Origin of the sequence: Lysobacter sp. Root76 (genome assembly GCF_001428685.1) — a bacterium.
Taxonomy (GTDB): Bacteria; Pseudomonadota; Gammaproteobacteria; order Xanthomonadales; family Xanthomonadaceae; genus Lysobacter.
The window spans coordinates 962,783-974,814 of record NZ_LMIK01000001.1 but is presented as its reverse complement, the minus strand read 5'-3'; the positions used below and the strand labels follow the sequence as shown (position 1 = coordinate 974,814).

Sequence of the window (12,032 nt, the reverse complement as noted above, 5' to 3'; positions counted from 1 at the left end):
TTTGCGTGGGCTTCCTGGCCGCACCGCCTTCAAACGCCAGCATCAAACGCTCAACATACGCACGAGTATGGTAAGGTTCCCGGGTCGCTGTCAACTGACGGATGCTGCACTGCATACTGTTCCCGTCGGTGGCGTATGGTTACACTTGTCATCCATGAGCCATCCCGTCCAGACCAAGCAAGAACGCAACGGCCGATTGAGCGCCGACGACTGGGCGCAGGCCGCCCTCGACCTGATCGCCGAACAGGGCGTGGCCGCGGTCGCGGTCGAACCCCTGGCCCGGCGGCTCGGGGTCACCAAAGGCAGCTTCTACTGGCACTTCCCTTCGCGCGACGCCCTGCTGGTCGCGGCGCTGGAGCGCTGGGAAAAGGTCGAGCAGGAGACCGTGTTCGGCCAGCTCGAACCGATCCCTGATCCGCGCCAGCGCCTGCGCTCGCTGTTCCACCTCGTCGCCCACGAGGTCAAGTCGCACATCATCTATTCCGAGCTGCTCAAGGCGCTGGACCATCCGGCGGTGCAGCCGGTGATCGGCCGCGTGTCCGAGCGGCGTCTGGACTATCTCACCGCTTCCTTCCGCCAGGCCGGGCTCAGCCGCACCGACGCGCAGCATCGCGCGCGACTGCTGTACGCCGCCTACGTCGGTTTCCTGCAGCTCAACCTGCAGTTGCACCAGACGCGGATGCAGCACGACGAATTCGAGGCCTATGTCGAGCACATGATGGCCACGCTCATTCCTAACTCTTAATCAATCCCCCCGGCTGGAGGCCCTTGCCGTGAACGCCCTTTCCAAAGACGTACCGACTGCTCCAGCGCCGGGGAGCGCCGGCAGCCGTTTGGCCGCATTGAACGAGTGGGTCGCGCAGGTCGCGACCCTGACCCGTCCCGACCATATCCATTGGTGCGACGGCAGCGACGCCGAGAACGCCGCCCTGATCGAGCGCATGCTCGCCGACGGCACCCTGGAGAAGCTCAACGGGGACACCCACCCGGGCAGCTACCTGCACCGTTCGCATCCCGACGACGTCGCCCGCGTCGAACACCTGACCTTCGTGTGCACGCACGAGCGCGACGATGCCGGTCCGAACAACCATTGGATGGAGCCGGCCGAGGCCCACGCCAAGATGGACGCGCTGTACGACGGCTGCATGCGCGGCCGCACCCTGTACGTGATCCCGTACTGCATGGGTCCGATCGATTCGCCGCTGTCGCGTTGCGGCGTGGAGATCACCGACAGCCCGTACGTGGTCGCCAACATGCGCATCATGACCCGCATGGGCGCGCCGGCGCTGGCCCGGATCGAGCGCGAGGGCGCTGAGAGAGCCGCTCGCGGCGAACGGAACGACACGTTCGTGCGCGGCCTGCATTCGATCGGCGAGCTCGACCCCGAGCGCCGTTTCATCATGCATTTCCCGGAAGAGCTGACGATCAAGTCGTTCGGCTCCGGCTACGGCGGCAACGCTTTGCTGGGCAAGAAGTGCCACGCCCTGCGCATCGCCTCGCACCAGGCGCGCAGCGAAGGCTGGCTGGCCGAGCACATGCTGATCCTGGGCATCGAGAATCCGCAGGGCGAGATCCACTACGTCGCCGCCGCGTTCCCCTCGGCGTGCGGCAAGACCAACCTGGCGATGCTGATCCCGCCGCAGGGCTATCGCGACGCCGGCTGGAAGGTCTGGACGGTCGGCGACGACATCTGCTGGATGCGTCCGGGCGCCGACGGCCGCCTGTACGCGATCAATCCGGAAGCCGGTTTCTTCGGTGTCGCCCCGGGCACGTCGAGCAAGTCGAACCCGAACGCGCTGGCGACGATCCAGCGCGACACCATCTTCACCAACGTCGGCGTCACCGCCGACGGCCAGCCGTGGTGGGAAGGCCTGGACAACGGCCAGACTCCGGTCACCGACTGGCGCGGCCATCCCTACGATCCGGCCAAGGGCCCGGCCGCGCACCCGAATTCGCGCTTCACCGTCTCGGCCAAGCAGTGCCCGAGCTATTCGGACAAGGCCGAGGACGCGCAGGGCGTGCCGATCTCGGCGATCGTGTTCGGCGGCCGCCGCGCCTCGCTGGTGCCGCTGGTGTTCGAGGCCCGCGACTGGACCCATGGCGTGCTGGTCGGCGCCGCGATGGGCTCGGAAACCACCGCCGCCGCGACCGGCGCGGTCGGCGTGATGCGCCGCGATCCGATGGCGATGAAGCCGTTCTGCGGCTACAACTTCGCCGACTACTTCAGCCACTGGCTGTCGTTCGACGGCGAACAGGTCCAGTTGCCCAAGGTCTTCCACGTCAACTGGTTCCGCAAGGGCGACGACGGCAAGTTCCTGTGGCCGGGCTTCGGCGACAACCTGCGCGTGCTCGAATGGATGATCGGCCGGGTCAAGGGCGAGGCGGGCGCGGTGGAAACGCCGATCGGCCACCTGCCGGCGACCACCGACCTCAATCTCGACGGCATCGGCCTGTCGGACGAAGCGCGCGCCAAGCTGTTCGGCTTCGACCACGCCGGCTGGAGCGCCGAGTTCGACAGTATCGGCGGCTACCTGGACGAGTACGGTCCGCGCATGCCGCAGGCGCTGAAGGACGAACAGCAGCGCATCGCCGCCGCACTGGCCCGCTGAGACCTCCATGTCCGTCGCACATCCTGCCGCGCTCGCGGCCAGTCGTGAAATCCTGATCGACGGCCGCCCGCTGCGGGTGTACGACGGCTTGCTGGGCAACGTCGGCGAGTACGTGCGCGGCCTGGCGCGGGCACCGTTCACCCGCACCGAAGTCGCGCGGCCGGAAACCAACGACTACAAGCACTGGGCCACCGAGGTGAAACTCGAAGCCCTGGTGCAGCAGCCGATCTTCGACCTGACCCGGCGCGCGGTGCTCGGCTTCACCGGCCCGAACTTCGGCTACAAGCCGTACCGCGCCTACACCAACGTCGCCAGCTTCGGCGACATGCTGTTCACCCATACCGACTGCCTGCCGGACCAGCACGACCTGACCGCGCTGTGGTACCTGTGCGAGCAGTGGGACCTGGAGTGGGGCGGCGAGACCATGTTCTACGACGCCGCCGACGAGGTCGCCTGCGCGGTCACGCCGCGCCCGGGCCGGCTGGTGATCTTCGACGGTGCGATCAAGCATGCCGGACGGCCGCCGAACCGGATCTGCTACGCGCCGCGCTACACCTTCGCGATCAAGTTCGAACGCGTGGCCGTCGCCGCCGGCCACGGCCCGGGATGAGCGCCGCCGGCGCGGCGCCGCCGTCGCCCGAACTGGGCGACGCGCGCTGGTTCCCGGTCGATCTGCACGTACCCGGACGGGTGTACGGTTTTCTGCGCCTGGACGAAGGCGTGCTGGAACGTTCCAGCTTCCTCGACACCCGCATCGACGCGCCGCTGGCGCAGGCGCGGCCGCTGCCGGCCGACGCCGTCGACGCCGCCGGCCTGGCGCAGGCGCCATTGGGCTGGCTGTTCCACACCTCGTTCTGCGGCTCGACCCTGCTGGCGCGCGCGCTGCACCTGCCGCCGTACCAGGTGGCGCTGAAGGAGCCGATGCTGCTGCGCCGGCTCGGCGATGCGCGTCACGAAGGCCAGGCGTTGGGCGATCTGGTCGCGACCAGCGTGCGGCTGCTGGCGCGGCCCTGGCACGCGGACGGCGCGGTCCTGGTCAAGCCGACCCATGCCGCGCTCAACCTCGCCCTGCCGCTGCTGGACGCCGCCCCGGCCAGCCGGGCGCTGGTGCTGAGCTCGTCGCTGGACGATTTCCTGGTCTCGAATCTGAAGAAGCGCCCCGAATCGCAGGCGCGGATACCCGAGCTGGCCGAACGCGCGCTGCGCGCGGGTGCGTTCCACCGGCGCCTGTCCGCGACCGCGCTGCAACCGCCGGACCTACTGTGCGCGGCCGGCCTGCAGTGGGCGGCGCAGCGCGAGCTGGTGCTGGACCTGGTCGAAAGCGCCGGCGTCGGGCGCGTGCGCCTGCTCGACATGCAGACCCTGCTCGACGATGTCGCCGGCACCGCCTGGGCCTGTGCGCAGTGGCTGGGCCTGCCGGCGCCGCGTGCGGCCCTGCTCGCGCAGGCCGAGGCGGTCGCCGGACGCAACGCCAAAGCGGTCGAAACCGCTTACGACGCGCAGCGCCGGGCCCGGGAAGCGGATATCGTGATCGGCATGTATGCCGACCCGCTGGCGCGCGCGCGCGACTGGCTGGGCGAACATGTGCTGCCGGCGATGCGTCCGGCGGCGCGGGCCACACCGCATTGGGAATCGCAGTGAACCGTCCACCGTCCAATATCCAACCGGCCGCGGCCGGCGAGTCCAAGCAGCAGCGCCTGTGGCGCAACGGCGAGGACTACATCACCCGCAAGCAGTGGCGCGAGGCCGCCGACTGTTTCGAGCAGATCGTCGCCCACGAGCCCGGCCACCTGCCGGCGCTGCTCAAGAGCTGCAGCACGCTGCTGCAGCTGGACCGCTATCGCGATGCGCGCGCGCGGTTGTTCGCGGCGCTGCCGCTGGCCAACGCGCATCCGGGCCTGGTGATGGAACTGGGCCGCAAGCTGCGCCAGTTCCACGAGGCGGCGATCCTGCTCGATCTGGTCCGGCATTCGGGTTTCCTGCGTTCGGCGTCGCCGCCGATGCTGACCGAGATGGCGCTGATCGTGAGCTCGGTCGGCGACCAGGAAATGGCCCTGGAGCTGGTCAGCCGCGCCGCCGCGCTCGACCCCAACGCGGCGCATCCGCACTATCTGCGCGGCACGGTGCTGATGTTCCTGGGCCGCATGGAAGAGGCCGAAACCGAGCTGGAAACCTGCATCCGGATCTCGCCCAGCTTCCCGCAGGCGCATTGGGTGCTGTCGCGGTTGCGCAAGTGGAGCGACGCCGACAACCACGTCGAACGGCTGCAGCGCGAAATCGCGCGCGTCCCGGCCGGCACCGAGGCCGAGGCCTATTTCGCCTACGCGCTGCACAACGAACTGCACGACCTCAAGCGCTACGAGGAATCGTTCCGGGCGCTGGAGCGCGGTTGCGCCGCCAAGCGCAAGCTCGACCCCTACAACGAGAGCAAGACCACCGAGCTGTTCGCCGCGATCAAGGCCCTGTGCACGCCCGAGTTCGTGCGCGCGCAGCCGCGCGAGCACGAGTACACGCCGATCTTCATCGTCGGCATGCACCGTTCCGGCACGACCTTGCTCGAACGCATCCTCGGCGGCCACAGCCTGGTATCCGACGGCGGCGAGACCTACGCCTTCACTGCGCAGATCAAGGTCGCGACCGACCACAAATGCTCGCAGGCGCTGGACCTGCTGTCGGTGCAGCGCCTGGCCGAGGCCGATTTCGAGGCGATCGGGCGCGGCTTCATCGCCGGCTCGCGCTGGCGCGCCAAGGGCAAGCCGTTCCTGACCGAGAAGCTGCCGCCCAATCTGACCAACGCCGGCTTCATCGCCAAGGCGCTGCCGAACGCGCGCATCCTGCACATGGTGCGCGACCCGGTCGATACCTGTTTCTCCAACCTGCGCACCTACTTTTCGAACGCGGCGCTGTATTCGTTCGACCAGAACGACCTGGGCAACTATTTCGGCCATTACAGCGGCCTGATGCAGCACTGGCGCCAGGTCATGCCGGACCGCATCCTGGACGTGTCCTACGACGCGCTGGTCAGCGATACCGAGGCCACCGCGCGGCGGGTGTTCGAGTTCTGCGGTCTGCCGTACGAGGCCGAAGCGCTGCAGGTGGAGCGTTCTTCGGGCGCGGTGTCTACCGCCAGCAGCGCGAGCGTGCGCCAGGGCATCCTGACCAACCGCGGCGCGGCCTGGAAGCCGTACGAGCCTTACCTGCAGCCTCTGCTGGAGCGTCTGGCCGCGCAGGGCCTGATCTGAGCGTCCCGTCCGCCCGCCGGCCGTCCGCGCCGTCGGGGCGGTATTTAAACCCGGAGCCATGGCCGGACATCCCATGGACATGCTGACCGCTTACGTGCCCCAAGACTGGACCACTCGCGACGCCAGGACCGAAACGGCCGGTGCCGACGGCGACCTCGCCCTGGTGCGCGCGGCGGCCGGCGGCGACGTCCGCGCCTTCGAGGCCCTGTACCGGCAGCATGCGGGCCGGGTCCACGGCGTGATCGCGCGGCTGGTCGGCCAGCACGGCGCCCGCGCCGAGGACCTCACCCAGGAGGCCTTCGTGCGGGCCTGGCAGGCGCTGCCGGCGTTCCGGTTCGAGTCGGCCTTCACGACCTGGCTGCATCGGCTGGCGGTCAATACCGCGCTGATGGAGCTGCGCAGCCGCCGCGGCAAGCCGCAGGAGGATGGCGACGACGAGGTGTTCGAACTGGTCGGCAGCGCCGACTCGGCCGGACACATCACCGCGCTGTCGATGGACCTGGAGCGTGCCGTCGCCAGCCTGCCGCCGCGTGCCCGCGCGGTGCTGGTGCTGTACGACGTGGAAGGCTGGAAGCATGAGGAGATCGCCGCCGAACTCGGCATGGCGGTCGGCAGCAGCAAGGCGCAATTGCACCGGGCGCGCGGATTGTTGCGCGAACGGCTAGGAGGACAGGCATGAACACCGAACATCGAGACCCCGCGGCGGACGGCGAACTGCCCGACGCCCTGCGCTTTCAGCTGCGCGCGCTGCGCCGCGACCAGCCGCCGGCCGCCGACCTGTGGCCCGGGATTGCCGCGCGCCTGCAGCCGCAGGCTGTAGCGCCGGTACGCGCGCCGCGTCCGCGCTGGCTGGCGCCGTTCGCGGTCGCCGCGACCCTGGCGCTCGCGATCGGCTTCACCGGCGTCTGGCGCGACCAGGCCGCGAACGACGCGCCGCAGGCGCAGGCCGAATCGCTGGTCCAGCGCGAAGCCGCCGGCATGACCCTGCAGTACCAGGCCGCGATGCACGAAATGCAGCGCACCGCGCCGGCCGCGACCGCGACCACCCTGCAGCCCACCTTCGACGAACTGGACCGCAACGCCGCCCTGATCCTGGATGCGCTGGCCCACGACCCCGATTCGCGCCTGCTGCTGGATCAGCTGCGCCGCACCTACGCACGACGCCTCGCGCTCGCCCAGCGCGTGGCCTATACCTGATTACCGGAGGACGACCATGACCCGCGCAACCCATCAAGCAAGCAAGCTCGGACTCGCCCTCGGCTTGGCTTTGGCCGTCGCCCCGGCGTTCGCCGCTACCCCCATCAACCAGACTCGCCCGCTGGATCCGCGCGGACGGGTCGAGATCGAAAACGTCAAAGGCCGCATCGACGTGCGCGCCTGGGACCGGCCGGAAGTGAAGATCGAAGGCAGCCTCGGCAACGGCGTCGAGAAGCTGGAGATCGAAGGCAACGGCGAGCGTCTGTCGATCAAGGTCAAGTACCCCAACCGCGGCAGCGGCATGGGCTTCCTGATGGGCGGCGACAAGAGCGAACCCACCGACCTGAAGGTGACCCTGCCGCTGCGTGCCGACATCGAGATCGACGGCGTCTCGGCCGACATCGACGTCACCGGCGTGGCCTCCTCGGTGCTGTCGATCGACAGCGTCAGCGGCGACGTCGCGGTGGCCGCGGCCCCGCGCGAGGCCCGGATCGACAGCGTCAGCGGCGATCTCACCCTCACGCTCAACAGCAGCAAGGTCAGCGCCGAGACGGTCAGCGGCGACATGCAGTTGCGCGGCCGCCTGGACGGCGATGTCGACGTGGAGACGGTGTCCGGCCGGGTCGACGTGACGGTGCGCGAATCGTCGCTGCACCGCTTCAGCGGCAATTCGGTGTCCGGCGACATCCGCCTGGCGACCGCGCTGACCGGCAACGGCGAGATCTCGGTGGAAACGGTCAGCGGCGATGTCCAGCTGACCCTGCCGCGCAATCTGTCGGCGACCGTGCACGGGCAGAGCTTCAGCGGCGACCTGTCGGCGCCGGATGCGCAGATCGTCAAGCCCAAGCACGGCCCGGGTTCGAGCTTCGAGCACCGCTACGGCAGCGGCAGCGGCGAAGTCCGGATCGAGACCTTCTCCGGCGACGCGACCCTGCAGCTCGACTGAGCCGCGCGCGCCTGCCGGGACGAAACGACGCCGCCGCTCAGGCGGCGTCTTTCATTCCGAACCAGCAATTGAAGGCGATGGTGATGCGCTCGTCGTTGCCGTAGAAGGGCAGGACTTCGTGCTGCAGCCAGGACGGGAACAGCACCAGCTGGCCGGGCTGGAGGCGGATGCTCCAGGTGCCGTGATGGTAGGGCTGCTGCTGACGCATGTTGCCGGCATCCATGAAGTAATTGCTGTAGTGGTGCGGGTTATGGAAGCGCAGCACGCCCGATTCGGGGCGGTCTTCCGGCATCTCGCCCGGGGTCACGCAGTACACGCCCGACCACGACGCCATCGGGTGGGTGTGCAGGATCGTGAAGCCGCCGTGGCGGGTCACGTGGTACCAGGTGTGCGAGAAGATCTGCAGGCGCTGCATTTCCTCGACGCTGTAGCCGTTGAGTTCCTGGATGGTGCGGCCCAGGACGGTCCAGCAGAACTGGCGCAGCTGCTGCACGCAGGCGTCCGGCCACGAGAACAGGTTGAAGTCGCTTTCGAACACGCCGGGCTGCTGCTTCAGCGACGGGTTCGGGTTGGCGTAGCCGCCCTGTTTCTCGCGGGTCAGCAGCAGCGATTTGAGCTGCGCGTTGAGACCCTCGGGACTGGGCACGAAGTCCTGCGCGAAGGGGACCGAAAAGGCGGGGTAGAGCTCGAAGGGCATGGTGCGGTTCCGGGATCGGAGGCCGCGCGCGCGGCCGCGTCGGGAGTGTAGCGCGGCGGGCCGGGCGCTGGCGCGCGGCCGGCGCCGCAAAGAACTACGGCCCCTTTCGGGGCCGTAGCGGGTGTTGCGTACAGCGGGTCGATCAGAACTTCTGCGCGTAGCGGAAGTAGATGAAGCGGCCCGGGACTTCGTACTGCGGGTCGAAGCTGTTGGCGAAGGCCGACACCGAACGCGGCGGATCCTTGTCGAACAGGTTGTTCACGCCGATGGTGACCTTGGAGTTCCACGGCGTGTTCCAGAAGACGCTGGCGTCGTGGTAGGTGGTCGCACCGATGTGGTTGCGGGCGTGCTGGACCGAGACCAGGGTATCGCCACCAGCGCCGGTGCCGTCCCAAACGCCGTTGCCGTTGGTGTCCTGCGGCTCAGCCGTGAAGCGGTTCGGATCCGAGCAGAGGAAGCTGTAGCCGTAGTCCACGAAGGTCTGGCAGTCCTCTTCCTGGCCCGAGAAGTAACGCACGTTCCAGGTCGCGCCGAAGTCGCCCTTCTCCCAGCGCATGGCCAGGTTGGAGCGGATACGCCAGGCGTTGGAGTTCTGCGCGTACAGGCCCGGAGCGTTGTTGGACTCGTCGATGCCCCAGGTTGCGACCGGAGCGCCGACAGCCGGCACGTCGTTCTTGCGCTCGTTGAAGCGGCCGTCGCCGTCCAGGTCGAAGTCCGACTTGGCCAGGTAGGTCGTATCCCAGCTGAAGCTGAACTTGCCCCACGAGTTTTCCGGAAGCTTGTAACCGATGGTCAGGTCGTAGCCTTCGGTCGTGATGCCGCCGACGTTGCCCGGTTGCGCGGTCAGGTTGAGGCTGCCACCCGGGTTGCGGGTGAACATGTTGCAGTAGAACTGGACGTTACCGACGATGCACTCGTCGACGATGAACTGACCGGTCGGCAGCGTCAGCGCGTTGTCGATCTCAATCTTCCACCAATCGAGGCTGACGTCGAAACCTTCGATCCAGCTCGGGCTGTAGACGAAGCCGAGGGTGGTCGATTCGCTGCTTTCCGGCTTCAGGTTCGGGTTGCCGCCCGAGTTGATACGGATCTGCGGGTTGCCCTGGTCGTAACCGCCGGCCGGGACGCCCTGCGCGATGCATCGGGCCTGGGCGTCGGGCGCCAGGTTGCCGAAGCCGGCGAGGGCGCAAGGATCGGCGATGGTCGGGAACGAGTCGCCGATACCGGTGAACAGCTCGCCGATGGACGGAGCGCGGAAGCCCTCCGACCAGTTGCCGCGGATCATCAGGTCGTCGATCGGCTTCCAGCGAAAACCGAATTTGCTGTTGAGCGTGTCGCCGACGTTGCTGTAATCCGAGTAGCGGGTGGCCACCGAGAAGTCGAGCAGCTTGGCGAACGGCATGTCGGCCAGGACCGGCACGGCCAGTTCGAGGTAGGCCTCGTCCAGGCTGTAGCCGCCGGCGGTCGGAGCCGTGGCGTTACCGGTGGTGTTGCCCGAGGCGATCAGCGCGTCCGGCTGCGAGAAGCCGTTTTCGCTGCGGTGCTCGAGGCCGAACGAGAAGGCCAGCGGGCCGCCCGGCAGATCGAACAGGTCGCCGCCGATGTTGGCGTAGTAGCTCTTCTGCTTGTAGCCGAGCTGGTCGTGGGCGACGAAGGTCGAGTAGGCCAGCATTTCCGGGGTGATCGTGCCGACGGCGCCGAGCAGGTTCAGCGGCACGCAGCCGGTGATGACCGCGGTCGGGGTGCCGCAACGGGCCACGCCGTTGGCATCGCGGAACGACGGGCCGAGCGCGTTACGCAGCGCCAGCACGTTGAACAGGCCTTCGGTGACGTTGTTCTGCTTGTTCTCGCCGTAGAAGTAGCCCGCTTCCCAGTCGAACGGCTTGCTGCCGACGTTCAGGGTGCCTTCGAGGCCGAAGTTGGCGGCGAAGGTGTCGACGTCCTGCTCGAAGGTGCGGAAGCCGGCTTCGATCGCGCGGCGCTGGATGCGCGACACGGTCTGGCCGAAGGGGTTGTAGATGCTCTGCGCCGAGATCGTGAGCTGCTTGGACTGGGCGTTGGCGCCCGGGCCGCTGCCGAGCACGATCGGCATCGCCGCCAGCAACTGTTCCGACTTGCGGTTGTTGTAGGTCAGCGTGGTCTTGAAGCGCAGGTTGTCGGTGATGTCCAACGAACCGGCCGCGAACAGCGACTTGCGCTCCTGCGGGGTCAGCAGGTAGTTGTCCGGGGCGAAGTTGTAGATGTCCGCGCCGGTGCGGTTACGCCAATTCAGGCCCGACTGGCCGTCGTTGTAGGTGAACTGACCGGCGGTGCCGTTGGGACGGGTCTCGCCGACCGAACAGGTGCCGGTGGCCGGATCGTAGGTGCCGCCGCAGAGGGCGAAGCGGCCGTTGGGCACGGTCGAGCTGCCGAAGGCGTTGCCGGTACCGGCGACGGGCTCCTTCGAGATCTTGCGATCGCCGGCCATGACCGGCTCTTCCTTGACGTAGCCGACGCCGAACATGGCGGTCCAGCGGTCGGAGGCTGCGCCGACGGTGAAGTCGTAGGCTTCGCGGAAGCCGTCGCCGTCGGAGTAGGTACCGAGGTAGGCGTTGGCTTCGGCGCCTTCGTAGTTCTGGCGCAGGATCACGTTGACGACGCCGGCGATGGCGTCGGAACCGTAGATGGTAGAGGCGCCGTCCTTCAGGACTTCGATGCGCTCGACGGCTGCGGTCGGGATGGTGTTGAGGTCGACCGCGCCGCCGAGGCCGGTGCCGCCGACCCAACGACGGCCGTTGACCAGCACCAGGGTGCGGTTCGAGCCGAGGTTGCGCAGGCTGACGCGGGTTTCGCCGTTGCCGCCGTTATTGAAGGTGCTGTTGAGGGTGGAGCCGTTGGCGGTGATGTTCTGGATCACATCGCCGACCGAGGTCAGGCCCTGGGCCTGGATGTCGTCGCGGCTCAGCGAGAACACCGGCTGCGAGGTTTCGATGTCGGTGCGCTTGATGCGCGAGCCGGTCACCTCGATGCGATCGAGGGTAGTGGCTTCCTTTTCGGTTTCCTGGGCAAAGGCTACGCCGGTGCCCGCCGCTGCGGTGGCGCCCACGGCGAGCGCGAAGGTAATCGCGTCGCGGAGCTGGGTGGTCTTCAAGGTCATCTCTCTCTCCAAGTCAGTCTTGGTGTCCCATGGGAGCCTGCCGGGTGGCGCAAAATGAATGGCCTAAATCGGCAAGGCTGCGGCCGATACTAGCTGCGTCCGCCAAGTAATTAAAGTGTTGTTAACTGACTGGGCTGTGGTCGCACGAGTTGGTGAGATGGCCCCCAAAAAGCTACGGCCCCGTATGGGGCCGTAGCGGTTTGCA

Annotated in this window: 10 protein-coding genes; 8 read left to right on the top strand and 2 right to left on the bottom strand. The window is 68.0% G+C overall.

Going from position 1 to position 12,032, the window contains the following annotated elements; all coding sequences use genetic code 11:
* Window positions 1-154 precede the first annotated feature (154 nt).
* From ASE10_RS04045 to ASE10_RS04010, 8 genes are all read left to right on the top strand, one after another.
* Window positions 155-745: a TetR/AcrR family transcriptional regulator gene (locus ASE10_RS04045; RefSeq protein ID WP_055903552.1), complete on the top strand. Its 591-nt coding sequence runs from the start codon at window positions 155-157 to the stop codon at window positions 743-745.
* Window positions 746-833: 88 nt separating this feature from the next.
* Entirely contained in the window at window positions 834-2,609 is a 1,776-nt protein-coding gene (locus tag ASE10_RS04040) for a phosphoenolpyruvate carboxykinase (GTP) (RefSeq protein ID WP_235567534.1), read from the top strand.
* A 7-nt stretch (window positions 2,610-2,616) separates the two neighbouring features.
* Window positions 2,617-3,219: a 2OG-Fe(II) oxygenase gene (locus ASE10_RS20925; protein WP_055903546.1), complete on the top strand. Its 603-nt coding sequence runs from the start codon at window positions 2,617-2,619 to the stop codon at window positions 3,217-3,219.
* A complete protein-coding gene (locus ASE10_RS19950; RefSeq protein ID WP_055903543.1) occupies window positions 3,216-4,250 on the top strand; it encodes a hypothetical protein in 1,035 nt (344 codons plus the stop codon). Before ASE10_RS20925 ends, ASE10_RS19950 begins: the two co-directional genes overlap by 4 nt.
* Window positions 4,247-5,851: a sulfotransferase gene (locus ASE10_RS19945; RefSeq protein WP_056304981.1), complete on the top strand. Its 1,605-nt coding sequence runs from the start codon at window positions 4,247-4,249 to the stop codon at window positions 5,849-5,851. Before ASE10_RS19950 ends, ASE10_RS19945 begins: the two co-directional genes overlap by 4 nt.
* A gap of 79 nt (window positions 5,852-5,930) precedes the next feature.
* Entirely contained in the window at window positions 5,931-6,530 is a 600-nt protein-coding gene (locus ASE10_RS04020; protein WP_056305273.1) for a sigma-70 family RNA polymerase sigma factor, read from the top strand.
* Entirely contained in the window at window positions 6,527-7,048 is a 522-nt protein-coding gene (locus ASE10_RS04015; protein WP_056099031.1) for a hypothetical protein, read from the top strand. Before ASE10_RS04020 ends, ASE10_RS04015 begins: the two co-directional genes overlap by 4 nt.
* A gap of 16 nt (window positions 7,049-7,064) precedes the next feature.
* Entirely contained in the window at window positions 7,065-7,994 is a 930-nt protein-coding gene (locus ASE10_RS04010; RefSeq protein ID WP_162250444.1) for a DUF4097 family beta strand repeat-containing protein, read from the top strand.
* 37 nt (window positions 7,995-8,031) lie between these two features.
* On the opposite strand, the gene ASE10_RS04005 is transcribed toward ASE10_RS04010, so the two are convergent.
* On the bottom strand, window positions 8,032-8,691 hold the full coding sequence (locus ASE10_RS04005) for a putative 2OG-Fe(II) oxygenase (protein ID WP_055903531.1): 660 nt from the start codon (window positions 8,689-8,691) through the stop codon (window positions 8,032-8,034).
* A 142-nt stretch (window positions 8,692-8,833) separates the two neighbouring features.
* A complete protein-coding gene (locus ASE10_RS04000; protein WP_055903528.1) occupies window positions 8,834-11,827 on the bottom strand; it encodes a TonB-dependent receptor in 2,994 nt (997 codons plus the stop codon).
* Window positions 11,828-12,032 lie beyond the last annotated feature (205 nt).